The following is a 25,792-nucleotide window of genomic DNA, read 5'->3' on the forward strand; positions in this document are numbered from 1 at the left end:
GCCTTCCTCCCCATCAAAGGCAAAGGCCCCTCAGACTGGTCCTACTCCTGGGTACCCGTCGTCGGCCCCATCATCGGCGGAGTCATCGCCGGCCTCGTCGCCGGCCCACTCCTCCCCATCCTCACCACATAACCCCACCTCCTCGCTGAATGAAGAAACGCCCCAAGACTTCTGTTTTGGGGCGTTTTCGACTCCCGCTGCCCTTCGAACAGAGCCTGGCAGCACGCGGAGATGGTCAGCGGTTGGTGGCGGAGACCCAGAGGTCGAGCTTGGCGGCGGCGGCGCCCGAGTCGATAGCGTGGGCGGCGGTGAGCATGTGGGCGGCGAAACGTTCCACGATGCCGCGCTGCGACTCCGACGGATCGCGGGCCAGGTCGAAGGCGACGAGGCCCGCCGCCGCGTTCAGCAGCACGATGTCTCGCACGGGCCCGGTGTCTCCCGAAAGAACGCGCCGCACCGTCTCGGCGTTCGCATCGGGTGAGCCGCCGCGAAGATCATCGATGCGCGCGCGGGCGATGCCAAGGTCACGCGGGTCGAGGTCGTGCTCGGTCACAGCACCCCTCGATACCTCCCAGATGTGGCTATGCCCTGTTGTGGTCAGTTCGTCAAGCCCGTCATCGCCCCGAAGAACCAGCGCGGTCGCTCCGCGGGTCTGAAAGACGCCCACAAAGAGCGGAACGCGGTCGAGCTGTGCCACCCCGACAACAGACGCTTCGGGCCGAGCCGGGTTGCAGAGTGGGCCGAGAAAGTTGAACACCGTCGGAATTCCGAGCTCGCGGCGAACCGCGCCGGCGTGCCGAAAACCGGGGTGGAACTTGGCGGCGTACGCGAACGTGATACCGGCTTCGGTCAGTACTCGAGCCACCTCAGAACCCTCAAGATCGAGGTTCAACCCGAGGGCAGCAAGCACATCAGAAGAGCCGGCGAGTGAGCTAGCGGCTTTGTTGCCGTGCTTCACGACGGGCACGCCGGCGGCGGATGCCACTATCGACGCCATTGTGGAGACATTCACGGTGCCGAATCGGTCACCTCCGGTGCCCACAATGTCGAGGGCGAACGGGTCGACCACCAGCGGCATCGCGTGCTCGAGAATCGCATCCCGAAAACCGACGACCTCGTCGACCGTCTCGCCCTTCGCCCGCAGGGCCACCAGGAACCCGGCTACCTGAGCAGGTGTCGCAGAGCCCTCCATGATCTCGTTCATCGACCATGTGGCGTCGGCCACCGAGAGGTCTTTCGCCTCGAGAAGCGATGAGATTATGTGAGACCAACTCTGTTCGGGTGCCATATCAGCGATCATAAAGCGTTGCTGAGGGAAGACACGCCGGGCCCGAGTTCTACAGAGTGTGTAAATGCCCAACGCGCGATAAGAAATCGGACATAATGGATGTTGTGACGAGCAACTCGATGACCCAAACTCCCACCGCGCCCCTGGTGCAGCGGCCCAATGTCGTGGCCGTCGGCACGATCGTCTGGCTCGGCAGCGAGGTGATGTTCTTTGCTGGCCTCTTCGCCATCTACTTCACACTGCGCTCGACGTCTCCTGAACTGTGGAGTACCGAGACCGGTCATCTGAACGTACCGTTCGCAACCGTGAATACGCTGATTCTCGTATCGTCGTCGTTCACGTGCCAGTTCGGAGTGTTCGCCGCCGAGCGACTGCAGGCGCGCGCTACGGGCTGGAAGCCAACGCAGTGGGGCATGGTCGAGTGGTTCTTCCTCACCTATGTTCTGGGCGCACTCTTCGTCTCCGGCCAGGTCTGGGAGTACTCGAACCTCGTTCAAGACGGCATCACCCTCTCGTCGTCGGCCTACGGCTCGGCCTTCTACCTGACCACCGGTTTTCACGCCCTGCACGTCACCGCCGGTCTCTTCACCTTCCTCCTCATGATCGGTCGCGCCTTCGGCGTCAAGAACTTCGGTCATCGTGAGGCCACCAGCGCCATCGTCGTGTCGTACTACTGGCACTTCGTCGATGTGGTCTGGATCGGCCTGTTCCTCGTCATCTACGTGCTGAAGTAGCAGCGTCCGTCGTGGCCCGAAAGATTTTGCCCCAAAAGAGAGTTGAGAGAATGGCCCGCACTTCGAAGAAAGCGAACAGACGGCACCCGCTTGCAACCGTCGTGCTGATCGCGATCGGGCTGGCCTTCACCGGCGGCGGTTATGCCCTGTTCACCAGTACGGCGACAGCGAACACCGACACGGCCTCGTCACAGACCACGGTCGATGAAGGCAGCAAGCTGTTCGCATCGAACTGCGCCACCTGCCACGGCATGAACCTGCAGGGCACCGCAGCCGGCCCAAGCCTGCTCGGCGTCGGTGCAGCATCCGTCGACTTCCAGGTGGGTACCGGGCGCATGCCGCTCGCCATGCAGGGCCCGCAGGCCATGCAGAAGCCGGCACAGTTCACGGCAGACCAGACCGCCGCACTCGCCGCCTACGTCGCCTCGCTCTCACCCGGCCCGGCCGTGCCGACCGACGACCAGCTGACCAACACCGGTAACGCTACAAACGGTGGTGAGCTGTTCCGCATCAACTGCGCCATGTGCCACAACGTGGCCGGCGCGGGCGGCGCGCTCACCGAGGGCAAGTTCGCACCCGAGCTGACCGGGGTGGAATCGAAGTACATCTACGAAGCCATGCTCACCGGCCCGCAGAACATGCCCGTCTTCAACGATCACAACATCACCCCCGAAGACAAACGCGACATCATCACCTACTTGAAGTACCTGCAGAACAACCCGTCGCCGGGCGGATTCGACCTCGGCAACCTGGGCCCGGTGGCCGAGGGCCTGTTCATCTGGATCTTCGGCATCGGCGCGGTTGTCGCAATGACAATCTGGCTCACAGCAAAGTCGAACTAGAACCCTCGCCCCGCATCTCCTGCAACACATTCTTTAGGCTCGAAAGGGAACACCATGGCACACGACGACAGCAGCGGTAAGGATCTCGCTGCCACCTCGTCTGGGGCAGGCGGCTTGTCGCTCGACCGCGACCTCGTACCGTCGAAGCAGGTCTCGGGCGGTCTGGCCGTCATCAGTGACGACAACCTCCCCGACCCGGGTCTTCCGCCGCACCGCAAGCGAGTCACCGACCAAGACCCGAAGAAGGCGAGCACCGCCCAACGGCAGGTCTACACCCTCTTCTACCTGTCGATCGCCGGCAGTATCTTCGCCATCGCGGCGTACATGGCATTCCCCATCAACGCGAATGACCCTGGCTCGGTACGACTGAACACGGTGTTCCTCGGCCTCGGCATCACGCTGGCGCTCATGGGCATCGGCCTTGGCGCGGTGCACTGGGCGAAGACCCTCATGCACGACGAAGAGGGCATCGACATCCGTCACCCCGTTCGCAGCAGCGACGAGGTACGAGCTCGTGCGGTGGAGATCTTCCACGAGGGCAACGTCGAGTCGGGTTTCGGCCGTCGTTCGCTCATTCGCAACAGCCTTATCGGCGCGCTGGTGGCTTTTCCGCTGCCGGCGGTCATTCTCTTCCGCGGCCTTGGCCCGCAGAACGAGGTGCCGTCAGAGTTGCTCTCCCACACCATGTGGAAAGCTGGCGCACGCCTCACGCTCGACCCCTCCGGCCTTCCCATCAAGGCCTCCGATGTGACACTGGGCTCGGCCTTCCACATCATTCCCGAGGGTCTCAACGACGCCCCCGACCGGCTCGAGCAGAAGGCGAAAGCTGCCGTACTGCTCATGCGGGTCAACCCTGCTGACCTCAACGTCAGCGCCGGCCGCGAGAGCTGGAACTACGACGGCATCGTCGCGTACTCCAAGATCTGCACGCACGTCGGTTGCCCGGTGGCCCTGTTCGAACAGCAGACACACCACCTTCTCTGCCCCTGCCACCAGTCCACGTTCGACGTGAACAACGAGTGTGAGGTCATCTTCGGCCCGGCCAAGCGGCCGCTGCCCCAGTTGCCCATCACGGTCGACGGCGAGGGCTACCTCATTGCACAGAGTGACTTTCACGAGCCAGTCGGCCCAAGTTTCTGGGAGCGTTCATGAGTACCATCGAAAGAAGCACCGCCCCCGGCCCCGGCCCTCTCGAGTCGGGCCCCACCGAGGCACCGGCCCAGGCCGAAGCCCCGAAGATCTCCAACGCACCATCCGCTCGCTTCACGTCGATCGCAGCGAACTACATTGACGAACGCACGAGCATCTCGGCTGTCGTCAAGGAGTTCGGTCGCAAGATCTTCCCCGACCACTGGTCGTTCATGCTGGGTGAGGTGGCGCTGTACAGCTTCGTCATCATCATTCTGACCGGAACATTCCTGACATTCTTCTTTCAGGCATCCATGGCTCCCGTCACGTACGACGGCAGCTTCGTGCCCCTGAAGGGTGTCGAGATGTCGTCGGCCATGTCGTCGACTCTGAACATCTCGTTCGAGATTCGCGGCGGCTTGCTCGTGCGCCAGATCCACCACTGGGCTGCACTGCTGTTCATCGCCTCCATCGGCCTGCACATGCTGCGCATCTACTTCACCGGCGCGTTCCGGAAGCCCCGTGAGCTGAACTGGGTCATCGGGTTCATTCTGTTCATCCTGGCTCTGGCCGAAGGCTTCACGGGCTACTCGCTTCCTGACGACCTGCTCTCGGGCAACGGCCTCCGCATCATTGATGGCATGGTGAAGGGTGTACCGTTCGCGGGCTCCTGGTTGTCATACCTGATCTTCGGCGGCGAATTCCCGGGCGAACAGATCGTGGGGCGGTTGTACACGCTGCACATACTTTTGCTGCCGGCCATCATCGTGGCGTTGATCGCGCTGCACCTGGTGTTCGTCGTGGTTCACAAGCACACGCAGTACGCGGGCCCCGGCAAGACAAACGAGAACGTCATCGGCTACCCGGTGCTTCCCGTCTACGCAGCCAAGGCCGGTGGATTCTTCTTCATCGTCTTCGGCATCGTGGCGCTGATCGCTTCGTTCTTCACCATCAACCCCATCTGGAACTACGGGCCATACGACCCCTCCCCTGTTTCGGCAGGAACCCAGCCCGACTGGTACATCGGCTTTGCCGATGGTGCTCTGCGGCTCATTCCGCCGGGACTCGAGGCCGTCATCTGGGGCCACACGTATTCGTTCAACATTCTGATTCCCATCGCGGTGCTCGGTCTGTTCATCGTCACCGTGCTGATCTACCCGTTCATCGAAGGCTGGGTGACCGGCGATCGCCGCGAGCACCACATCCTCGACCGCCCGCGCAACGCTCCCACCCGCACGGCCATCGGTGCCGCCGGTGTCACGTTCTACGCAGCCCTCTGGGCCGCGGCGAGCTCCGACATCATCGCTACACACTTCCAGCTGTCGATCGAGGCCGTGATCCACACGATCCAGGCAACGGTCATCCTCGGCCCGATCATTGCGTACTTCGTCGCGAAGCGAGTGTGTCTCGCTCTGCAGAAGAAAGACCGTGAGATCGCGCTGCACGGCTTCGAGTCGGGCCGTATCGTTCGACTGCCGGGTGGCGAGTACATCGAGGTTCACCAAGACGTCGACGAGTATGAGCGATGGAAGCTGGTGTCGTTCAACGAGTACAAGCCGCTGATGATCCGCCCGAACGCTCGCGGCAAGATCACGCAGACCCAGCGTTTGCGTGGTCGCATGTCGAACTGGTTCTTCGAAGATCGCATCGCCCCGGTTCGAAAGACCGACGTCGAGCGCCAGTCGCAACACCACTAGGCAGTACCGCAGCACCTGTAACGCGGCAAAATAACGCTGTGTCAGAAGTCCCTCTCCCTCATCGGGAGGGGGACTTCTTCGTTCTGCCGTAAGCATTCAGTGCCAACTGCATCTCTACAGGCATGACAACGAAAAAGTTCTTACTGGCAACGACGCTCTGCGCCGCTGTCGTGCTGGGCGGGCTCGGCTCCGGGGCCGCTGCATTTGCTGACGAGCCGAGCGGCTGGCACGGCGGCGGCGGTGCGGTAGACGATCCCAGCACCGGCGGTGGGCCGCTCGACGACTCGTCGGGCAAATTGGTGATCTACGAGCCTGCACCAAAAGATGCCACCCCACGCCCCACACCGCCGGGCTTTCGACTGCCCCTGCCCGGGATGACTCCGCGAGAGGATTCTTCGAGCGGAGCAGGCGGCGCCCGGTCATCGAAGGGCGGAGACAAATCCACGGGCGGTGACAAATCGTCGCCCGACGAGCCGACCGACTTCATCAACCCGTTCGCGGGAACGAAGGGTGCCAAGACCCCGGTGACCCTCGATGTCTTTCGAACCGGGTCTAGCGTCGACACCTTCGACCGGGTGACGCTCACGACGGCGAAAGATCTCGCAAAGCTTGCGGCAGTAGAACCGATCACGGGCAAGATGGGGCCCGGCATGTTCGTTCAGACCGGTGTATCCATCTCGTTCACGAGTGATGTGATGTCTTCGGCAGCTGACATCACGCAGGCCATCTTCACCCTCAGCCGGGGTGGCATTTCGTCGTGCAAACGCAGCGACGCGACCTTTGTCTGCACGTTCACGAAGCAACGGCAGTCACGCTCGCGACCCACCATAGACACAACAGGCATCGCCGACTTCGCCCCACCCGCCGGAGACGAGCAGCCGGTACCGCTCTGCACCGGGCAGGCCCGCGATGGCGGATTCGGCATCGCCACCATCATTTCGGTGGCCGATGTGTCGTGCGATGCGTCTGCCGACGTTGCGCCGGTTGGTCTCGAGATCGGTCACCTGTACACCGACCCGGCGCTCGGCATCCCCACGGTGCGACCGGGAGACGGCAGCATCGTCTACGACGCCCCGCAGTCCGCCCAGGGCCAGTACGTCACCGTGCAGGCATGGGCAGTCGCTGCCGACGGCACCACATCGTGGCCGTTCTACGTCGCCATCCGCAACCGATACGCACCGGAGGCGAAGCCGCAGACGACGATTGAGGCCGTGCGCGGAGTCGACACCGTCATCCCAGCCAGCTCGCTGTTCTCCGACGAAGACGTCGACCTCTACGGAGTCGAAAGTGGTGACCACCTCACCTCGACGGTCACGTCGAACGCAGCCGAGGGCGGCGCGTGGTTCGATGGAGCGGGCAACCTGCACTTCCAGTCGATCGACGTCATTCACGGCGACTACACCGACCACGTGACGGTGAAGGCGGTAGACGCGTTCGGCCTGCCCTCCCCCGACCTCACGCTCACCGTTCACGTCTCTGACCTGATGCCGGGCTGTGCCACGTCGGGCACAACCACCGATACAGTGACACCGGTGCGCATCGAGCTGCGTTGCTGGATTGCCCCTGTCGCCGGGTGGCGACAGATCGCGGGGCTCGACTACAGCATTGTCGAGGCTCCGGCGTTCGGAACGCTCAGCGCGATCGACCCGGTCTCGGGCACGGCTACCTACACGCCAGACCCGGCACACGCCGGCCCGGTGAGCCTCACGTTTCGAGCAGACAACAACGGAGCATCCAGAGACGCCGCATTCACCGTCAACGTGACCTCGGCGCCGTGATGGTCAGCGGCTGAGAGACGACTTCTCGGCTCGTTTGTCGAGAAGTCGCGAAGAAGCCCCCGAGAGCATCCGGTTGAGGATACCCACGGGGGCTTCTTTCGTGCCTGAAAGCGGCTCTAGCGGGCGAAGAAGCCCCGGTAGTACTCATAGGTCCAGCCGATGATGGCGATGAGGATGAGTGACACACCGATGAAGCAGATCCACGTGCCGACGGCGAGGCCGGCGAAGAAGATCGCCAGCGAACCACCGAGAACGATGGGCCACCAGCTCCACGGGCTGTAGAAACCCATCTCAGGGTCGCCATCGTCGATGTTCGAGTCGGTCATGTCTTCGGGCAGCTCGCCGCCCTGGGCACCGTGCACGCGGCCGAGGTAGAACGCGAGGAACGCGCCGAGAATAGCGCCGAGCGCTATACCCAGCGTGCCGACCCACTCGACCTTGCCGTACGACACGAGCGACCAGAACACGTAGACCGCGTCGGCGAGGATGAAGAAGCCCGCAAGAATCCAGAAGACGTTGATATTGGCGCGCACGGTACTACTTCACCTTCTCAGTCTGAATGTCGTACGTCGGTGCGTCGGGCGCATCTCTCGCCGGGCCCACTCCGACCGGCACGCCGGCCTCGGGGTGGTTCAAGTCGAATGCAGGAGATTCGCTGCGAATACGAGGAATCGAGGTGAAGTTGTGGCGAGGAGGCGGACAGGAGGTAGCCCATTCGAGCGAGCGACCGTAGCCCCACGGGTCGTTCACGGTAACTTTCGGAGCGTTTCGGGCCGTGATGTACACGTTCAAGAAGAACGGGATCATCGACGAGGCCAGCAGGAAGGCGCCCACGGTGGAGATCTGGTTCATCCAGGTGAAACCGTCGTCGGGTGAATACGACGCGTAGCGACGGGGCATGCCCACCACTCCGAGCCAGTGCTGGATGAGGAACGTGGTGTGGAACCCGATGAACAGCAGCCAGAAATGCCACTGGCCCAGCTTCTCGTTCAGCATCTTGCCGGTCCATTTGGGCCACCAGAAGTAGAAGCCGGAGAACATGGCGAACACCACGGTACCGAACACCACGTAGTGGAAGTGCGCGACGACGAAGTACGAGTCAGACACGTGGAAGTCAAGCGGCGGCGATGCCAGGATCACACCGGTGAGACCACCGAACGTGAAGGTGATGAGAAAGCCGATCGCCCACACCATGGGCGTTTCGAACGTGACCGAGCCTCGCCACATCGTGCCGACCCAGTTGAAGATCTTCACACCCGTCGGCACCGCAATGAGCATGGTCATCAGGGCGAAGAACGGCAGCAGCACCGAACCGGTGACGTACATGTGGTGAGCCCACACCGTGACCGAGAGGGCGGCGATCGAGATGGTCGCGTAGACGAGCGTCTTGTAACCGAAGATGGGCTTCCGACTGAAGACCGGCAGAACCTCGGAGATGATCCCGAAGAACGGCAGCGCAATGATGTACACCTCGGGGTGCCCGAAGAACCAGAAGAGATGCTGCCAGAGCAACACACCGCCGTTGGCCGCGTCGTAGATGTGACCACCGAACACGCGGTCGACGCCGAGCGCCGAGAGCGCAGCGGCGAGAACAGGGAAGGCCATCAGAACGAGAATGGACGTGACGAGGATGTTCCAAGTGAAGATGGGCATGCGGAACATGGTCATACCGGGGGCACGCATCGTGATGATGGTGGTGATGAAGTTCACCGCGCCGAGGATGGTGCCGAACCCGCTGAGCACGAGCCCGAACACCCAGAGATTCCCGCCGTCTCCCGGCGTGAACGTTGTACTCGACAAGGGCGCATAGGCGAACCAGCCGAACGACGCAGCGCCCTGGGGGGTGAGGAACCCAGCGACCACGATGGCCGAGCCGAAGGTGTAGAGCCAGAAAGCCAGACCGTTCAGACGCGGGAACGCGACATCCGGAGCACCGATCTGCAGCGGCATGAGCACGTTGGCGAAACCGGCGAACAGCGGTGTCGCGAACATGAGCAGCATGATGGTGCCGTGCATGGTGAAGAGCTGGTTGTACTGGTCTTTGGTTGCCAGCAGCTGCTCACCGGGCTCGAAGAGCTGAGCCCGAATGACGAGTGCCATCACTCCGCCGAGGCAGAAGTAGATGAACGACTCGATGAGGTACATGTACCCGATGGTCTTGTGGTCGGTGGAGGTGATCCACTTGACCAGAACGTTGCCTTTACGTTCGACCGGGGTGGTCTTGGGGGCGGTTAGGGTCGTCATCGTCGCCTTCTACTTCGCGCTGCTGCTGGTCGACTCCGCGAGCGGAGACGTGGTGCCCGGGAGGTTTGTGTTGCGGTTGTAGTCGTCACCGAGCTGGCCAGTGTTGCCTTCAGCCGCAAGCTGAGCCGTGTACGCGTCGTAGTCGGCTTGCGACACGACCTTCACGTTGAACAGCATGTCGGAGTGGTACTCGCCACACAGCTCGGCGCACTTGCCAGCGTATGTTCCGATTCGCTCAGGCGTGACGTACATGTAGTTCGTCTTGCCGGGGATCATGTCTTTCTTGTACAGAAAGTCGATGACCCAGAACGAGTGGATGACGTCGCGGGAGTGAAGCTCGATGGTGATCTTCTTGTCGACGGGCAGAACGAGCGTGGGGATCTGGCTCTCAACGAGCGCGCCGTTCGCGTCGTTGGGGTCGGCCTGCGCCTGCACACCCGCCGTGTAGACGTTCTGGTTCACGTAGTTGAAGTCCCAGGCCCACTGCTTGCCGTAGACCGAGATGACCTGGTCGGGCTGCGCGTAGGGCTGCTCGATGTCGGCCTGGTCTTTCGCGGTGAAGGCGAAGAAGCCGAGCACCAGGATGAGCGGCACGATCGTGTAGAAGATCTCGATGGGCATGTTGTACCGAAGCTGGATGGGCAGGCCCGTCTGGCCCTTGCGGCGACGGAACACGACCACGGCCCAGATCGTGAGGCCCCAGGTGATGATTCCCACGGCGAGGAGAACGATCCACGACGTGACCCAGAGGCCCGTGACCTTGTCGGTGTTGTTGGTGGTACCGGGTTCTGCTGGCAGGAAGCCCTGCAGCTGCTGCTGCGAGCAGCCCGCAAGCAGCAGACCCATGGTTACCATCACCGGGATGGCGACCCATCTAAGACGTCGGTTCGAGCGCACCTGTAACCCTTCGGAACTACTGCTGGCAAATCTTGTGTCAAGTGTATTTGACCCTGCCTAGCCTAACGCGTCGATTTCAGCGGCAATGTCTCACGACTCACCTGAGAAACTGCTCACTCGCGCATGTGAATCGGGTTAAAGCACCGATGGGGCCGCCATTTGGCAGCCCCATCGAGTGATGAAGAAGGGTTCTACTTGACGTAGAAAAATTTACCGCGGCGTGTGGCCGCAGCAGAATGAGGTAAGAGCAGGAGTCAGTGGAACGAGTCGCCACACGCGCAGCTGCCGCCGGCGTTCGGATTGTCGATGGTGAAGCCCTGCTTCTGGATGGTGTCTTCGAAGTCGATGGTGGCGCCCTCGAGGTACGGCACGCTCATCTTGTCGACGATGACCTCGACGCCGTCGAAGTCGACGACCCCGTCGCCGTCGAGCTGGCGCTCGTCGAAGTACAGCTGGTAGATGAGGCCTGAACAGCCGCCGGGCTGCACGGCCACGCGCAGGCGCAGGTCGTCACGACCCTCCTGGTTCAACAGGTTCTTGACCTTGAGCGCGGCGGCGTCGGTGAGACCGACCTTGTGCGCGGGGCTCTGCACCTCGGGTGCGAGGGTGATGGTGTCGCTCATGAGTGTCTCCTTACGGGTGACCGGCACGGATGCCCGGCACGGGTGACCAGAATTACTGAAATCCTAAACCTCCAACCTGCGAAGTCGGGCAATCATTCCGAATCGGGGTCAGAAATCGGTGAGCCGCTTCTCTGCCAGCCGTGACAGCAGCAGCGCTTCGGTGAGAATGGCCCGCTTGAACACGCCGAGGTGCAGCGATTCATTCGGGCTGTGCGCCCGCGTGTCGGGGTCTTCGACGCCGGTGACGAGAATCTGCGCCTCGGGAAAGACACGCACCAGGTCGGCGATGAACGGAATCGAGCCGCCGACCCCCGTCTCGACCGGGTCGACTCCCCAGGCGTCGGCCATGGCCTGCTTGGCCTCGGCCACCGCCCATCCGCTGGTGTCGACGAGAAATGCCTGACCGGTGTCGACGTCGCTGATCTCGAGGTGGGCACCGAAGGGGGCGTTGGCATAGAGGTGCGTCTTCAGGGCCTCGAAGGCGGCCCGGGCATCTTGACCCGGAGCGATGCGCGCGCTGATCTTCACCGAGACCTGCGGCTGCAGCGTGTTCGACGCGTTCTGAACGCTGGGCGCGTCAATGCCGGTGACCGTGATGGCCGGCTTCGCCCAGAGGCGGCCGAGCAGGGGGCCCGTGCCGATGGGCGTGACCCCCGGCAGAAGCCCAGCGTCGACGATGAAGTCGGCGTCAGAGCTTTCGGGCACGGCCTCGCCCGACGAAGTAAGACCCTCGACGGCAACCGAACCGTCGGTCGTGTGCAGTGTCGACAGCAGCCGGATGGTCGCCAGCATGGCGTCGGGCGCTGCGCCGCCGAACATGCCGGAGTGCGAGGCGTGTGAGAGCGTCGAGACGGTGAGTTTCAGGGTGACGTTGCCGCGCAGGCTGATGGTGAGGGCCGGAGTGTCGATGTTCCAGTTGTCGGAGTCGGCGACGACGATGACGTCGGCGGCCAGCGCCTCCCGGTTCTGCTCGAGAAAGTCGGCGAACGAGCGCGAACCGAACTCTTCTTCGCCCTCGATGAAGACCACAAGACCGAGCTCGAGGTCGTCGCCATACGATTCGGCGAGGGCGCGCACAGCGGCCACGTGCGAGACGACACCCGCTTTGTCGTCTGCGGCGCCGCGGCCGTACAGGCGGTCGCCGCGTACGGTCGGTTCGAAGGGGGGCGAGTTCCAGTCGGCGTCGTTGCCGGGAGGCTGCACGTCGTGGTGCGCGTACAGCAACACGGTGGGCTTGCCGTTGCGGGCGGTGCGGGTTGCCAGAACGGCAGGCTGGCCCGCCTCCCCTGTCTCGGTGTTCGCTCGCTTCACCGATACCGCATCGAAGACGCCCGTCGCCTCGAAGAGTGCCGCAACAGCCTCGGCGCTCTGCGCCACTGCTGACGCGTCGAAGCCGTCCCACGACACCGACGGAATGCGCACCAGGTCGCTCAGATCGGCAACGGCCACGGGCAGCCCTGCTGCAACAGATGAGCGGATACCCGCCTCGCGTTCGCTCGACAGGCTGTGTTTCTGCACCGAAGTGCCCTCTTGTTCGGTCATACGGGTAATCTTAACGGGCAGGCCCGAACGTGGCCCGCCGAACTCGAGGAATGACTGTGGCCAAGCGCGAAACACCCGTAATCGAAGCTCCAGAAAGCGACGCTTCGCACGTCGGCAAGGGTCGGGCGACCCCGACCCGCAAAGAGCGCGAAGACGCTCGCAAGCGCCCGCTGGTGCCGAGCGACCGCAAAGAAGCGGCCCGCAGCGCAAAGACGCAGACCCAGGCAGCCCGTGAGCGTGCCCGCATCGGCATGGCGGCAGGAGAAGAGAAGTACCTGCTGGCCCGCGACCGCGGCCCCCAGCGCCGGTACGTTCGCGACTACGTCGACGCTCGGTTCAGCATCGGTGAAGTGATCATCCCCGTCATGTTCGGGGTGATCCTGCTGACGCTGGTGCCGAACACGAGCATCCAGACCTACCTCATGCTCGTGCTCTACGCCTTCGTGCTCATCGTCGTTGTCGACATCTTCGTGATGGGCACACGCATCAACAAGCGTCTCGCCGCGAAGTTCGGTTCGGCCGACCGTGGTCTCCGCTGGTACGGCGCCATGCGCGCCCTGCAGCTGCGGCCCATGCGCCTGCCGAAGCCGCAGGTGAAGCGCGGCCAGTTTCCCGCCTGAACGGGCCCCATAGCCGTAACGAAGAAGCCCCTCGGATCCTGAGATCCGGGGGGCTTCTTCGTGTCGACGCGCGTCGTGGCTCTCTGCCGGCACCACAGCGCCGCGCGAAACGCGGAGGAGCGGGGAACCCGCGGTGCGGACGCGCGCGGCGAACAGGGCGGGGTGAGGCGAACAGGGCGGAAGTCGGGTGGAGGCGGGCCGCTCAGGCGGGGAGGAGCCGGGCGAGGCCGCGGTTGATCTCGCGCGCCCAGAGCGGCCCGCGGTAGAGAAACGCCGTGTAGCCCTGCACGAGGGTCGCACCGGCGGCGAGGCGCTCGGCGACGTCTTCGGCGGTTTCGACACCGCCGACGGAGATGACGCACATGTCGGCGGGAACGACGGCGCGCACCAGCTTCAGTACCTCGAGCGAGCGAGCGGCGAGCGGGGGGCCGGCGAGCCCGCCCGCACCGGCCGCCGCGATCAGGGCCGGATCGCTGACGAGCCCCAGCTCTTCGCGCAGAATGGTGGTGTTGGTGGCGATGATTCCGTCGAGGCCGAGGTCGACCGCGAGCTGGGAGATGCGGCGCACCTCGTCGTCGCTGAGGTCGGGCGCGATCTTCACGAGCAGGGGAACGGTGCCCGACTCTTCGCGCACGGCCGTCAGGAGCGGTGCGAGTTTGTCGAGCTCCTGCAACCCGCGGAGCCCCGGCGTATTCGGCGAGCTGACGTTCACGACGAGATAGTCGGCGACGGGTGCCAGGGCGCGCGCACTCGAACGGTAGTCGTCGATGGCGTCGGCGACGTCGACCACCCGGCTCTTGCCGATGTTGACGCCGACGATAGGTCGCCACCGGGCCGACGTGGTCTGCGCGATGCGGAGGGCCGCAGCGGCCGCTCCCCCGTTGTTGAAACCCATGCGGTTGATGACGGCGCGGTCGGCTACGAGGCGAAAGAGACGGGGGCGCTCGTTGCCCGGCTGCGCCTTGGCGGTCAGCGTGCCGACCTCCACGTGACCGAAGCCCAGCTGGCCTAGCCCGACGATCGCCCGGCCGTCTTTGTCGAACCCGGCGGCAACACCGAACGGCGACTCGAACTCGAGCCCGAGAGTGTGAACACGCAGCTGCGGCGCTGGCGCGGTGTAGCGGCGGAGATACTCGCCGAGCGCGGTGCGTGGCAGGGCGCGAATTACGTCGAATGCGAGATGGTGGGCCTGCTCGGGGTCGAGGCGCGCGAGAACATGACGAAAAAGCTGGCTGTACAACCCCACGCTACTCGGCCGACGCTTTCGAGCCGGCTGCGCCGCCCGGGCCGTTCGAACCGCCCGCGGCACCCGCCGCCGTATCGTGCTCGACACGCAGCAGCGTGATGGCCGCCTCGAAGTCGTCGAGCGAATCGAACGCCTGGTAGACGCTGGCGAAGCGCAGATAGGCGACCTCGTCGAGTTCGCGAAGCGGCTGCAGGATGGCCAGGCCGATGTCGTTCGCCTCAACCTGCGCAGCACCCGTCGAGCGCACGGTCTCTTCGACCCGCTGCGCGAGCACCGCGAGGTCGGAGTCGGTCACCGGGCGCCCCTGGCAGGCCTTGCGCACTCCGTTGATGATCTTCTCGCGGCTGAACGGCGCCACGACCCCGCTCCGTTTGATGACGTTGAGGCTCGCCGTCTCAGTGGTGCTGAAGCGTCGGCCACAGTCGGGGCACTGGCGCCGACGTCGAATGGCAACGCCGTCGTCAGTGGTGCGCGAGTCGACGACGCGGGAATCTGGGTACCGGCAATACGGGCAATACATGGTGCTGCAAGTTTACCGGTCACCGCCGCGGCTCGGCGCCGAACTCAGTGCCCGAACCGCGCCTCGACCGCTTCGGCGTGCGCCGGCAGATTCTCTGAGTGCGCCAGCGCGTGAATTCGCCCGGCCACCGCCTCGAGCGCGGCCTTGTCGTAGCGAATGACTTGCTGGGGCTTCAAGAACGTGTATGCCCCGAGACCCGACGAGAAGCGCGACTGCCCGCCCGTCGGCAGAACGTGGTTCGACCCGGCGAGGTAGTCGCCGAGGCTCACCGGCGAGTACGAGCCCATGAAGATGGCTCCGGCCGAGTGGATGCTCGCCAGCACCGCCTCCGAGTCAGAGACCTGAATCTCCAGGTGTTCCGGCCCGTATGCGTCGCTGAACCGTGCCGCCGCGGCAAGATCGTCGACCAGCACGATGGCCGACTGCTGCCCGCCGAGGGAGACCAGCACGCGCTCCGAGTGCAGCGTAGCCGCCGCGAATCCTTCGAGCTCGACCCGAACCTCCCCGGCGAACGCGGGTGACGTCGTCACCAGCACCGCCGCCGCCAGCTCATCGTGCTCTGCCTGGCTGACCAGGTCGGCCGCAACATACCGCGCGTCGGCCGTCTCGTCGGCGATGATGAGAATCTCGGTGGGCCCCGCCTCGGAGTCGATACCGGTGCGACCGCGCACAAGCCGCTTCGCCGCTGCGACGTACACGTTGCCCGGGCCGGTGATGATCTGCACGGGCTCGAGCCCGATGTCGTCGACACCGTACGCCAGCGCACCGATCGCGCCGGCACCACCCATGGCGTACACCTCCGTGACGCCCAGAAGCCCAGCGGCCCCCAGGATGACCGGGTGCACGTGCCCGCCGAACTCCCGCTGCGGCGGCGAGACCAGCGCAATCGACTGCACTCCCGCCGACTGCGCAGGAACCACGTTCATCACCACGCTCGACGGATACACCGCCTTACCGCCCGGAACGTAGAGCCCCACCCGGTCGACCGGCTGCCAGCGCTGCTCCACCACGGCGCCGTCGCCGAGCTGGGTGAGCTGGCCCGCGGGAATCTGCGCCGCAGTGGCGGAACGCACACGGTCGATGGCCTCGTCGAGCGCCGCCCGAACATCCGGAGCCAGCGCCGCAACGGCATCGGCGATCTCGCTCTCGGGCACCCGCACGCTCGCCGCCTCACCGCCGTCAAACCGCTCGGCCTGCTCGCGCAGGGCCGCAACCCCGCGGGAGCGAACGTCGTCGATGAGAGCCTCTGCGGCCTCTGTGGCGACACTGACATCGGTCACCGCCCGCGGTACGAGGTCGAGCAACTGGGCACGGGAGGGGGTCTGGCCCCGCAAATCGATGGTCTGGATCATAGCTCCCCCACTCTACCCAAGGCGCCGGGCCGGGGCTCTGGGGTAGACAGCCCGACTCAGACAGCCCGACTCAGACAGGCCAGCGCAGACAGGCCAGCACAGAGAGCCCAGCGCAGACGCCCCCAGCGCCCGCACCCCTACATCAGGCAGGAGGGCCCGAGCAGCGACTTCAACTCGCCGTACAGGTCTGCGGTGACCCGCACCCTGAACGGAATCTCGAACACCCGCGCGGTCTGCCCCTTGATGAGTTTCAGCCGCACCTCGTTGTCACCCGCGTGCCTGATCAGCACGTCGTTCAGTGCCTGCACGGTGTCGGTCGTCGCCCGCGCCTCTGACATCGAGATCTCGATGGGGCCGCCACCGCCCTGCTGCCCGAGGTCGGGCGTGAAGACGCTGAAGGCGTGCAGGTTCATTCCGTCGTCGCGGATGCTCACCCGCCCCCGCAGCACCACGATCGAGTCGTTCGTGAGGGCGGGCGCGAACTCCTGGTAAGCCTTGCCCATGAACATGGCCGTCACCTCGCCGCCGAAGTCTTCGACCACGATCGAGCCGTACTGGTTGCCCGAGTTGCGCGCCACGCGGTGCTGCACGTTGGTGATCAGCCCGGCCACCGTGACCGTGTCGCCGTCGTTCGTGTACTCGCTCGTCAGCATCTCGGTGATGGTCGTCGAGGCATGTTTGGCCAGCGCGATCTCGAGCCCGGCAAGTGGATGATCGGAGACATAGAGCCCGAGCATGTCGCGCTCGAAGGCCAGCTTGTCTCTCTTCGCCCACTCGGGCCGGTCGGGAACCTGCCGATTGTCTTGCGGGGCATCCCACAGGCTGTCGAAGTCGAAGCCGACCTGCCCGTTCGCCTCGGCCCGCTTCTCGCTCACCGCGGCCTCGACGGCACCCTCGTGAATCTCGACGAGCGCGCGCCGCGTGTTGCCGAGCGAGTCGAACGCGCCCGCCTTGATGAGCGATTCGACCGTGCGCTTGTTCGTCGCCTGCATCGGAATCTTCTGCAGGAAGTCGTGGAACGACGTGAACCGCCCCTTGCTCTCGCGCGACTCGCGAATGCCCTCCACCACGTTCGAACCCACGTTTCGCACAGCGCCGAGGCCGAACCGGATGTCTTCGCCCACCGCCGCGAAGAACCCGATCGACTCGTTCACGTCAGGCGGCAGCACCGTGATGTTCATGCGCCGGCACTCGTTCAGATAGATCGCCGACTTGTCTTTCGAGTCGCCGACGCTCGTGAGCAGGGCCGCCATGTACTCGGCCGGGAAGTGCGCTTTGAGGTAGGCGGTCCAGTACGAGATGACCCCGTACGCCGCCGAGTGCGCCTTGTTGAACGCGTAATCGGAGAAGGGCAGCAGAATGTCCCACAGCGTCTTGACGGCGGCGTTCGAGTAGCCGTTGTCGTTCATGCCCTTCGAGAAGCCCTCGTACTGTTTGTCGAGCTCGCTCTTCTTCTTCTTGCCCATCGCGCGGCGCAGCAGGTCGGCTTGGGCGAGCGTGAACCCGCCGAGCTTCTGCGCGATCGACATCACCTGCTCCTGGTACACGATCAGCCCGTAGGTCTGGCCGAGCACCTCGCGCAGCGGTTCTTCGAGCTCGGGGTGAATCGGGGTGACGAGCTGCAGACCGTTCTTTCGCAGCGCGTAGTTGGTGTGCGAGTCGGCACCCATCGGCCCCGGGCGATACAGCGCGAGGATGGCCGAGATGTCTTCGAAGTTGTCGGGTTTCATCAGGCGCAGCAGCGACCGCATGGGCCCGCCATCGAGCTGGAACACCCCGAGGGTGTCGCCCCGTGCCAGCAGCTCGTACGCCGGCACGTCGTCGAGTTCGAGGTCTTCGAGCACCGGCCTGAACCCTCGGTTCGACTGGATGTTGTCGAGCGCGTCATCGATGATGGTGAGGTTTCGAAGCCCCAGGAAGTCCATCTTGATCAGACCCAGCGACTCGCAGGCCGGGTAGTCGAACTGCGTGACGATCTGGCCGTCTTGCTCACGCTTCATGATGGGAATGATGTCGATCAGCGGGTCGCTCGACATGATCACACCCGCCGCGTGCACGCCCCACTGGCGCTTCAGGTTCTCGATGCCCACGGCGGTGTCGAAGACCGTGCGTGCTTCGGGGTCGGCCTCGATGACGGCCCGCACATCGGCCGCCTCCTTGAATCGCGGATGATCGCGATCGAAGATTCCCGACAGTGGAATATCTTTACCCATGATGGGCGGCGGCATCGCCTTGGTCAGCTTCTCACCCATACCGAAGGGAAAACCGAGCACGCGCGAGGAGTCTTTCAGTGCCTGCTTGGCCTTGATGGTGCCGTACGTGACGATCTGCGCCACGCGCTCGTCACCGTACTTCTCGGTGACGTAGCGAATCACCTCGCCGCGGCGACGATCATCGAAGTCGACGTCGAAGTCGGGCATCGAGACGCGGTCGGGGTTCAGAAAACGCTCGAAGATCAGCCCGTGGCGAATAGGGTCGAGGTCGGTGATACGCATCGCGTACGCCACCATCGAGCCGGCACCGGAGCCTCGGCCCGGGCCGACCCGAATGCCGTTGTTCTTCGACCAGTTGATGAAGTCGGCGACCACCAGGAAGTAACCGGGGAACCCCATCTGCACGATGACGCCGACTTCGTAGTCGGCCCGCTCGCGTACCGCCTGCGAGATGCCGCCGGGGTACCGGTCGACGAGGCCCTTCTCGACCTCTTTGATGAACCAGGTGTCTTCGGTCTCGCCTTCGGGCACCGGGTAGCGGGGCATGTAGCTCGCCGAGGTGTCGAACTTGACCTCGCAACGCTCGGCGATGAGCAGCGTGTTGTCGCAGGCATCGGGGTGATCGCGGAAGATCTGCCGCATCTCCGCGGCACTCTTCAGATAGAACTCGTCGGCATCGAACTTGAACCGGTTCGGGTCGCTGAGCGTCGAGCCCGACTGCACGCAGAGCAGAGCGGCGTGGCTCGTCGCGTCGTGCGCGTGGGTGTAATGCAGGTCATTCGTTGCCACGAGCGGCAGGTCGAGCTCTTTCGAGAGCCGCAGCAGATCGCCCATGATCTGGCGTTCGATACCGAGACCGTGATCCATGATCTCGCAGAAGTAGTTCTCGCGGCCGAAGATGTCGCGAAAGTCGGAGGCCGCCTTCACGGCTTCGGCGTACTGACCGAGGCGCAACCTCGTCTGAACCTCGCCCGACGGGCACCCGGTCGTCGCAATGAGGCCGCTTGAGTACTGCGCGAGCAGCTCGCGATCCATTCGGGGCTTGAAGTAGTAGCCCTCAAGCGACGCGCGCGACGACAGACGAAAAAGGTTGTGCATGCCGGCGGTGTTCTCGCTCAGCAGGGTCATGTGCGTGTACGCGCCCGAGCCGGAGACGTCGTCGCGGCCGGAGTTCGGGCCGCCCCACTTCACGCGTGTCTTGTCACTGCGGTGGGTGCCGGGCGTGATGTACGCCTCGGTGCCGATGATGGGCTTGATTCCGGCGTCGGTCGCCGTCTTCCAGAAGTCGAATGCACCGAAGACATTGCCATGATCGGTGACCGCCACAGCGGGCATGCCCTGCTCAACAGCGGCTTCGATCAGGGGTTTAACCCGGGCGGCCCCGTCGAGCATCGAGTACTCGCTGTGCACGTGAAGATGAACGAATGAGCTGTCTCGGGTGGGCACAGATTCTCCGGCTAGCTAGGGGGTACGACCTCGCCTCTGGGGTAAGGAGAGACCCTTCAGTTTAGCCACTGTGCAGCAGAGCTCGGCGTCAACAGCTCGGCCGAATGGCCTGCTCAGTCGATGGATCGAGACTGTTCGAAGAACTCTCTACCAACGCGACCATCGCCGCCGACCGATAATCAGGCGCACGGCGATTCGCGAAACGATCCATGCGGCAAATGCCAAAACACCGAGCCACTCCGCACCGATAAGGATTACCTGGAAAAATATCTCCCAAAAGGTGTTCACCACGACACGCGCTCCGACCGTACACGCAATGCTCACGATGATCATGGCGTACATCAGTTGTACCGAGATATCTCTACTGCGGTACCCTGCGTCTCGAACGGCTGGGCGCACCTTAAGACTCGATCGAAAAGGCATCGACACCTGTCGTTCATATACAAGAATATAGTGACTACTCCTCACTATAGCCCTACTTTTGGTCGGTCAATCATTTCGAAGCAGGTCGAGCGCGTGATGCAGGTCGTCGGGGTAGGTCGTCTCGAACGACACATACTGACGCGATGCCGGATGCACGAATCCGAGTTTCAGAGCGTGCAACCACTGCCGAGTGAGCCCGAGTCTCGCCGACATCGTGGGGTCGGCGCCGTACATCGCATCTCCCACGCACGGGTGGCGCTGCGCCGACATGTGCACGCGGATCTGGTGCGTGCGGCCGGTCTCGAGGTGGATCTCGAGCAGCGATGCGCTCGGAAACGCCTCGATGGTCTCGTAGTGCGTCACCGAGTTCTTGCCGTCTGAGACGACGGCGAACTTCCAGTCGCTCTTCGGGTGCCGGCCGATGGGGGCGTCGATCGTACCCGCCAACGGGTCTGGGTGCCCCTGCACCACCGCGTGGTAGATCTTGTCGACCTCACGGTCGTGAAAGAGGCGCTTCATCCACGTGTAGGCGTCTTCCGACTTAGCCACCACCATCAGCCCACTGGTGCCGGCGTCGAGGCGGTGCACGATTCCGGCGCGCTCAGCGGCTCCGCTCGTCGAGATGCGGTAGCCCGCCGCGGCGAGTGCGCCGAGAACGGTGGGGCCCGTCCAGCCGACCGACGGATGCGCGGCCACGCCCACGGGCTTGTCGACCACCACGATGTCATCGTCGTCGTACACGATCGTCAGGTTGTCGACCGGAGTCTCGACGATGCGCACCTCTTCTCGCGGCGCCCAGCTGACCTCGAGCCAGGAGTCTCGGCGTAACTTGTCTGACTTGGAGACGACACGGCCATCGACCACGACTCCCCCGGCCTCAACGACGTCGGCCGCGAAGTTGCGCGAGAAGCCGAGCAGTTTGGCGAGGCCGGCGTCGACACGGTCACCGTCGAGCCCGTCGGGAACGGGTAGTTGGCGAAACTCCACAGCTACTCGGCCTCGGTGCGGTCGGGATGCCCGGCGCCGGGCTCGAGGCTCTGCGTGGTTTCGGGGGCCGCTTCGGTAGCTTCACCGGTCTTCGGCGCACGACGACCGTCGAGGCCGACGCCCATCACTGTCAGCACCAGAAAGACCACCATGGCAGCGCAGATGGCCGTGTCAGCCAGGTTGAAGATGGCGGGCAGCAGCGGAATCTTGATGAAGTCGACAACGTGCCCGATGCCGAAGCCGGGCTCACGAAAGAGGCGGTCGGTGAGGTTGCCGAGAACCCCGCCGAGAAGCAGCCCGAAGACCACGGCCCAGCCAAGCGAGCGGATGCGCCGGGAGAACCACACGATGAACACGAACACGGCGGCGGCCAGCACCGAGAAGATCCAGGTGTAGGCACTGCCGATGGAGAAGGCTGCGCCGGAGTTGGTGACATAGAAGAATTGCAGCACGTCACCGAATACAGGAACGTACTGGTTCAAGGGCAGGTTGGCGACAACCAGGTATTTCGCGATCTGGTCGATCGCATAGACGAAAACAGCGACAACCACAAGAAGGGCCAGCGCACGTGGGCTGACCCTTCTTGAGCGGCCCGTTTCAGGGCTCACAGTCGTTGTTTGGGCGTCAGGCCCCAAAACCCTGGAAGCTGGAGGCCGGAGCCGCCGCTTCTCCACTGTCTGAACCTGACGAGTCGAGGTCGCGCAACTGGCCCTCGATGTACCCGCGCAGCTTCAGGCGGTATTCCTTCTCGAACGAGCGCAGCTCGTCGATACGGTGCTCGATGCCCGACTTCTCTTGGTTGAGCTTCGCGAGCTCGGTGCGCTGCTTGGCCTCAGCCTCAGCCACGAGGCGCGTAGCGGTTGCCTGGCCCTCTTCGATGAGCTCGGCGCGCTTGTCGGCGCCCTCTTTGACGTGCTCGTCGTGAAGACGGCGAGCAAGCTGCAGCAGGCTGGTGGTGCTCTGTGCGTCGTCGCCGTCGACCGGGGCGGCGACGGGAGCAGCAGCAACCGGAGCCGGTGCGGCCTGGCTGTCATCGGAGTCGACCACGTCGACCACGGCGGTGTCGTCAGCGACGGGTGCGGCCTCGACGGGCGCAGCCTCTTCGCTGGCGGCAGGGGTTGCACTCGCGGCGGGAACGATACCGGCACGCAGTTCTTCGTTCTCCTGAATCAGGCGACGAAGCTCTACTACTACCTCATCGAGAAAGTCGTCGACCTCATCTTGGTCGTAGCCTGCCCGAAACTGGGTTTGCGAGAAGCGCTTGTTAACCACTTCTTCTGGAGTTAACGGCATGTTCTTCCACCTTTATTACTTGAGACTTGAGAGTTATGGGCGTTTCACAAACTACGATACATGCGTCACGCAATCAAGCGTACGTAACTCGTAACCGAAAGCAGTATGACCACGAGGAGCATTACGATGCTCCACCCGAAATCAAAGGCAACGGGCCCCACGCGAAGCGGAGGGATGACGCGCCGAAAAAACTTTATGGGTGGGTCTGTCACCGTGTACGCGACCTCGGCCATCACCAGAACGGCACCCTGCGGGCGCCATTGGCGCTGAAAACTGCGCACCAGATCAAGAATGAACCGGCCCCACATCACGAAGAAGTAGAGCAGGAGCGCGAAGTACGCGACTGTTGCGATAAGACCGACTAGTGAACCCACTCGTCAATTATGACTGGACTACGACTGAACGAAGAACGATGCCTCAGCGCGAGCGTCGGTTGCGGCCTCACCTGAAACTGAGACGTGCGACGGCGACAACAGGAACACCTTGCTCGTGACGCGCTCGATCTTGCCGTAGAGACCCTGTGAGAGGCCGCCAGCGAAGTCGATGAGGCGGCGCGCGTCGGCGTCGGTCATCTGCGAGAGGTTGATGATGACCGGGATGCCCTCGCGAAAGCTCTCGGCGATGATCTGAGCGTCTTTGTACTGCTTGGGGTGAACGGTCAGGATTTCATTCATTTCGAGCGGCGCCACATTCTTTTGAACTTGGGTTCGACGGAGGGGGGTGACCGGAGCACGGCCCGCGTTGTTCGCGGCACCGTTGTGTGCGGAGTTGTTGTGACCGGCAGACGCCTGCGCCCGCTGCACGGGGGCGGCTTCAGCCTGCGGGTGTGCCACATGGGCGACCGGCGATGCCGGGGTCTCTTCGTACTCGAGCTCTTCGTCTGCGAGCCCAAGGTAGACCATCGTCTTGCGTAGTGGATTGGCCATGTGATCCTCCGGAGGTGATTGCGGGTGCCTGGTAACGAGATTAACGTTGCACGGGCCTGAATCCGGTGATTGCCGACCCAATTCGTAGGTGTGTCGCACCTTCGGCGATGGCGTCGGCGAAGTCGTTCGACATTCCGGCCGAGATGGCGCTTGCACCGGCGTCGATGCGCTGTACCGCGGCTGAGAGCAGCCGCAGGCGCTCGAAGGCGGGCCGGGCCGGCTCGCCGAGGGGAGCGACCGCCATGACTCCTCTGAGGCGGAGGCCGGCCAGCCCGGAGACATGCTCTGCGAGGGCTTCAAGGTCGCCGGGAGTTGCTCCCCCGCGGGCGGGATCGGGGGTGAGGTTGACCTGGATGAAGACGTCGACCGGTGGCCGGGCATCCGATGCCGACGCTGCAGCTTTCAGCACGGTTTCAGGCGACGACGACAACGTCGTACCGAGCAGGTCGGCGACCGATGCGCGGTCGAGCGAGTGGATGACCGCGCTGTACGCCGCGATCTGCCGGGCCTTCTTGCTCTGAATCTGCCCCACGAAGTGCCACGTGAGGTCAAGATCGGCGAGGTTCGCCGCTTTGTCACGCGCCTCTTGGTGCCGGCTCTCGCCGAAGTCGCGAACGCCGAGCGCGGCGAGCTCACGCAGGAGTGACTCGTCGTGGAACTTGGTGATGGCGATGAGGGTCAGCTCATCGCTCGACCGGTCGGCGGCGCTGGCCGCCTCGCCGATCTGCTGCCGAACGAGGGCGAGCCGCTCGGCGAGGCCGGGGCCGCCCTCGTTCGAGCTCACTTCAGAAAGTCGGGAACGTCGAGGTCGGAGTCGTCGTCGTCAGACGCCGGGTCGAGCTGCGCTGTTCCGGTGATGCTGTGCTCGGGGGTCTGCGCCCACGATGCCGCGGCGGGCGGCTCTTCTGCACGGTCGCGGCGAAGCGGCGCTGCCGAGCTCGAAGCGAACAGGTCGCTGGCATCGTTCGGAACAGCGGGGAACGCCTTCTTCGACTCGGCCGACGAGCTGGCATCTCCGCTGTCGAACCCGGCCGCGATGACGGTGACCCGTACCTCGTCGCCGAGCGTGTCGTCGATGACGGCACCGAAGATGATGTTGGCTTCGGGATGCACGGCGTCTTGCACGAGCTTGGCAGCATCGTTGATCTCGAAGATGCCGAGATTCGACCCGCCCTGAATGGAGAGCAGAACGCCGTGGGCACCCTCGATGCTCGCCTCGAGCAGGGGCGACGCGACGGCCAGCTCCGCGGCCTTGATGGCCCGGTCGGCTCCCCTCGCCGACCCGATGCCCATCAGGGCCGAGCCTGCACCCTGCATGACGCTCTTCACGTCGGCGAAGTCGAGGTTGATCAGGCCAGGGGTGGTGATGAGGTCGGTGATGCCCTGAACACCGGCGAGCAGCACCTGGTCGGCAGTCGAGAACGCCTCGAGCATGCTGATACCGCGGTCGCTGATCTCGAGCAGGCGGTCGTTCGGCACGACGATGAGGGTGTCGACCTCGTTCTTCAGCGTGGCAACGCCGTCTTCGGCCTGCGACATGCGGCGCTTGCCTTCGAAGCCGAACGGCTTGGTGACGACACCGATGGTGAGAGCGCCGATCGACTTGGCGATGCGGGCCACGACGGGAGCGCCACCGGTACCGGTACCGCCACCTTCGCCGGCGGTGACGAATACCATGTCAGCGCCGGCCAGCGCCTCTTCGATCTCGTCGGCGTGGTCTTCTGCTGCACGGCGGCCGACCTCGGGGTCGGCGCCGGCGCCGAGACCGCGGGTGAGCTCACGGCCCACGTCGAGTTTCACGTCGGCGTCGCTCATCAGGAGCGCCTGCGCGTCAGTGTTGATGGCGATGAACTCGACGCCGCGAAGGCCGAGCTCGATCATGCGGTTGACGGCGTTGACACCACCACCGCCGATACCGACGACTTTGATTACGGCGAGGTAGTTCTGGTTTGACGTCACGTCTGGCCTCCGGGCTCATTTAGTGTCAACGGGC

At 64.1% G+C, this 25,792-nt stretch carries 23 protein-coding genes and 1 pseudogene; 7 read left to right on the forward strand and 17 right to left on the reverse strand.

What is annotated here, in order from left to right; all coding sequences use genetic code 11:
• Positions 1–132 (forward strand): annotated as a pseudogene (locus D4765_RS12805) (aquaporin); the annotation flags it as partial.
• A gap of 103 nt (positions 133–235) precedes the next feature.
• Here the strand turns inward: D4765_RS12805 and trpD are convergent.
• Complete coding sequence (trpD, locus tag D4765_RS12810; RefSeq protein ID WP_136642697.1) at positions 236–1,288, reverse strand: anthranilate phosphoribosyltransferase; 1,053 nt, start codon at positions 1,286–1,288, stop codon at positions 236–238.
• A gap of 119 nt (positions 1,289–1,407) precedes the next feature.
• Here trpD and ctaE point away from each other — a divergent pair, with 119 nt between their 5' ends.
• The 5 genes from ctaE (at position 1,408) to D4765_RS12835 (ending at position 7,467) form a co-directional block, all read left to right on the forward strand.
• Positions 1,408–2,022: an aa3-type cytochrome oxidase subunit III gene (gene ctaE, locus D4765_RS12815; RefSeq protein WP_237280418.1), complete on the forward strand. Its 615-nt coding sequence runs from the start codon at positions 1,408–1,410 to the stop codon at positions 2,020–2,022.
• Between the two features lie 50 nt (positions 2,023–2,072).
• Positions 2,073–2,864, forward strand: a complete 792-nt coding sequence (gene qcrC / locus D4765_RS12820; protein ID WP_136642699.1) for a cytochrome bc1 complex diheme cytochrome c subunit — start codon at positions 2,073–2,075, stop codon at positions 2,862–2,864.
• A gap of 54 nt (positions 2,865–2,918) precedes the next feature.
• Positions 2,919–4,016, forward strand: a complete 1,098-nt coding sequence (gene qcrA / locus D4765_RS12825) for a cytochrome bc1 complex Rieske iron-sulfur subunit (protein WP_136642700.1) — start codon at positions 2,919–2,921, stop codon at positions 4,014–4,016.
• Positions 4,013–5,689, forward strand: coding sequence for a cytochrome bc1 complex cytochrome b subunit (gene qcrB / locus D4765_RS12830; RefSeq protein ID WP_136642701.1), 1,677 nt, complete (start codon positions 4,013–4,015; stop codon positions 5,687–5,689). Before qcrA ends, qcrB begins: the two co-directional genes overlap by 4 nt.
• A 122-nt stretch (positions 5,690–5,811) precedes the next feature.
• Positions 5,812–7,467, forward strand: a complete 1,656-nt coding sequence (locus tag D4765_RS12835; RefSeq protein ID WP_136642702.1) for a hypothetical protein — start codon at positions 5,812–5,814, stop codon at positions 7,465–7,467.
• Between the two features lie 116 nt (positions 7,468–7,583).
• Here the strand turns inward: D4765_RS12835 and D4765_RS12840 are convergent, their stop codons facing one another.
• From D4765_RS12840 to D4765_RS12860, 5 genes are all read right to left on the reverse strand, one after another.
• Complete coding sequence (locus D4765_RS12840) at positions 7,584–8,000, reverse strand: cytochrome c oxidase subunit 4 (protein ID WP_136642703.1); 417 nt, start codon at positions 7,998–8,000, stop codon at positions 7,584–7,586.
• 4 nt (positions 8,001–8,004) lie between these two features.
• Positions 8,005–9,711 carry an aa3-type cytochrome oxidase subunit I gene (gene ctaD / locus D4765_RS12845; RefSeq protein ID WP_136642704.1) on the reverse strand — a complete coding sequence of 569 codons (1,707 nt, stop codon included), beginning with the start codon at positions 9,709–9,711 and terminating at the stop codon, positions 8,005–8,007.
• 9 nt (positions 9,712–9,720) lie between these two features.
• Positions 9,721–10,608, reverse strand: coding sequence for an aa3-type cytochrome oxidase subunit II (ctaC, locus tag D4765_RS12850; RefSeq protein ID WP_136642705.1), 888 nt, complete (start codon positions 10,606–10,608; stop codon positions 9,721–9,723).
• A 254-nt stretch (positions 10,609–10,862) separates the two neighbouring features.
• Complete coding sequence (erpA, locus tag D4765_RS12855; RefSeq protein WP_136642706.1) at positions 10,863–11,231, reverse strand: iron-sulfur cluster insertion protein ErpA; 369 nt, start codon at positions 11,229–11,231, stop codon at positions 10,863–10,865.
• A 108-nt stretch (positions 11,232–11,339) separates the two neighbouring features.
• Positions 11,340–12,773, reverse strand: a complete 1,434-nt coding sequence (locus D4765_RS12860; RefSeq protein ID WP_136642707.1) for a dipeptidase — start codon at positions 12,771–12,773, stop codon at positions 11,340–11,342.
• A gap of 50 nt (positions 12,774–12,823) precedes the next feature.
• On the opposite strand from D4765_RS12860, the gene D4765_RS12865 reads away from it, so the two are divergent.
• Complete coding sequence (locus D4765_RS12865; protein ID WP_136642708.1) at positions 12,824–13,393, forward strand: DUF3043 domain-containing protein; 570 nt, start codon at positions 12,824–12,826, stop codon at positions 13,391–13,393.
• 202 nt (positions 13,394–13,595) lie between these two features.
• Here the strand turns inward: D4765_RS12865 and D4765_RS12870 are convergent, their stop codons facing one another.
• From D4765_RS12870 to ftsZ, 11 genes are all read right to left on the reverse strand, one after another.
• On the reverse strand, positions 13,596–14,633 hold the full coding sequence (locus D4765_RS12870; protein ID WP_136642709.1) for a quinone-dependent dihydroorotate dehydrogenase: 1,038 nt from the start codon (positions 14,631–14,633) through the stop codon (positions 13,596–13,598).
• Between the two features lie 7 nt (positions 14,634–14,640).
• On the reverse strand, positions 14,641–15,159 hold the full coding sequence (gene nrdR, locus D4765_RS12875) for a transcriptional regulator NrdR (protein WP_136642710.1): 519 nt from the start codon (positions 15,157–15,159) through the stop codon (positions 14,641–14,643).
• Positions 15,160–15,203: 44 nt separating this feature from the next.
• Entirely contained in the window at positions 15,204–16,511 is a 1,308-nt protein-coding gene (hisD, locus tag D4765_RS12880; RefSeq protein ID WP_136642711.1) for a histidinol dehydrogenase, read from the reverse strand.
• A 137-nt stretch (positions 16,512–16,648) separates the two neighbouring features.
• Positions 16,649–20,116 (reverse strand): DNA polymerase III subunit alpha, encoded by a 3,468-nt coding sequence (gene dnaE / locus D4765_RS12885; RefSeq protein ID WP_136642736.1) that lies wholly within the window; start codon positions 20,114–20,116, stop codon positions 16,649–16,651.
• A gap of 543 nt (positions 20,117–20,659) precedes the next feature.
• Positions 20,660–21,580, reverse strand: coding sequence for an RluA family pseudouridine synthase (locus D4765_RS12890; protein WP_136642712.1), 921 nt, complete (start codon positions 21,578–21,580; stop codon positions 20,660–20,662).
• A gap of 2 nt (positions 21,581–21,582) precedes the next feature.
• The gene (gene lspA / locus D4765_RS12895; protein WP_272898627.1) at positions 21,583–22,188 is read right to left on the reverse strand and encodes a signal peptidase II; all 606 of its coding nucleotides are present in this window, start codon (positions 22,186–22,188) and stop codon (positions 21,583–21,585) included.
• Positions 22,189–22,204: 16 nt separating this feature from the next.
• Entirely contained in the window at positions 22,205–22,873 is a 669-nt protein-coding gene (locus D4765_RS12900; protein WP_136642713.1) for a DivIVA domain-containing protein, read from the reverse strand.
• Positions 22,874–22,938: 65 nt separating this feature from the next.
• Entirely contained in the window at positions 22,939–23,247 is a 309-nt protein-coding gene (locus D4765_RS12905) for a YggT family protein (RefSeq protein WP_272898628.1), read from the reverse strand.
• Positions 23,248–23,265: 18 nt separating this feature from the next.
• The gene (locus tag D4765_RS12910; protein ID WP_136642714.1) at positions 23,266–23,799 is read right to left on the reverse strand and encodes a cell division protein SepF; all 534 of its coding nucleotides are present in this window, start codon (positions 23,797–23,799) and stop codon (positions 23,266–23,268) included.
• A 40-nt stretch (positions 23,800–23,839) separates the two neighbouring features.
• Entirely contained in the window at positions 23,840–24,583 is a 744-nt protein-coding gene (locus D4765_RS12915; protein ID WP_136642715.1) for a YggS family pyridoxal phosphate-dependent enzyme, read from the reverse strand.
• A complete protein-coding gene (gene ftsZ, locus D4765_RS12920) occupies positions 24,580–25,758 on the reverse strand; it encodes a cell division protein FtsZ (protein WP_136642716.1) in 1,179 nt (392 codons plus the stop codon). Before ftsZ ends, D4765_RS12915 begins: the two co-directional genes overlap by 4 nt.
• Positions 25,759–25,792: the final 34 nt, after the last annotated feature.

Source organism: Subtercola vilae (genome assembly GCF_004923255.1).
GTDB lineage: Bacteria > Actinomycetota > Actinomycetes > Actinomycetales > Microbacteriaceae > Subtercola > Subtercola vilae.

What these genes read in the sequence shown, in the direction of transcription:
- trpD (WP_136642697.1), bottom strand. Translation starts at nt 1,288, where the DNA reads ATGGCACCCGAACAGAGTTGGTCTCACATAATCTCATCGCTTCTCGAG.
- ctaE (WP_237280418.1), top strand. Translation starts at nt 1,408, where the DNA reads ATGACCCAAACTCCCACCGCGCCCCTGGTGCAGCGGCCCAATGTCGTG.
- qcrC (WP_136642699.1), top strand. Translation starts at nt 2,073, where the DNA reads ATGGCCCGCACTTCGAAGAAAGCGAACAGACGGCACCCGCTTGCAACC.
- qcrA (WP_136642700.1), top strand. Translation starts at nt 2,919, where the DNA reads ATGGCACACGACGACAGCAGCGGTAAGGATCTCGCTGCCACCTCGTCT.
- qcrB (WP_136642701.1), top strand. Translation starts at nt 4,013, where the DNA reads ATGAGTACCATCGAAAGAAGCACCGCCCCCGGCCCCGGCCCTCTCGAG.
- D4765_RS12835 (WP_136642702.1), top strand. Translation starts at nt 5,812, where the DNA reads ATGACAACGAAAAAGTTCTTACTGGCAACGACGCTCTGCGCCGCTGTC.
- ctaD (WP_136642704.1), bottom strand. Translation starts at nt 9,711, where the DNA reads ATGACGACCCTAACCGCCCCCAAGACCACCCCGGTCGAACGTAAAGGC.
- erpA (WP_136642706.1), bottom strand. Translation starts at nt 11,231, where the DNA reads ATGAGCGACACCATCACCCTCGCACCCGAGGTGCAGAGCCCCGCGCAC.
- D4765_RS12860 (WP_136642707.1), bottom strand. Translation starts at nt 12,773, where the DNA reads ATGACCGAACAAGAGGGCACTTCGGTGCAGAAACACAGCCTGTCGAGC.
- D4765_RS12865 (WP_136642708.1), top strand. Translation starts at nt 12,824, where the DNA reads ATGACTGTGGCCAAGCGCGAAACACCCGTAATCGAAGCTCCAGAAAGC.
- nrdR (WP_136642710.1), bottom strand. Translation starts at nt 15,159, where the DNA reads ATGTATTGCCCGTATTGCCGGTACCCAGATTCCCGCGTCGTCGACTCG.
- hisD (WP_136642711.1), bottom strand. Translation starts at nt 16,511, where the DNA reads ATGATCCAGACCATCGATTTGCGGGGCCAGACCCCCTCCCGTGCCCAG.
- dnaE (WP_136642736.1), bottom strand. Translation starts at nt 20,116, where the DNA reads ATGCTCGACGGGGCCGCCCGGGTTAAACCCCTGATCGAAGCCGCTGTT.
- D4765_RS12900 (WP_136642713.1), bottom strand. Translation starts at nt 22,873, where the DNA reads ATGCCGTTAACTCCAGAAGAAGTGGTTAACAAGCGCTTCTCGCAAACC.
- D4765_RS12910 (WP_136642714.1), bottom strand. Translation starts at nt 23,799, where the DNA reads ATGGCCAATCCACTACGCAAGACGATGGTCTACCTTGGGCTCGCAGAC.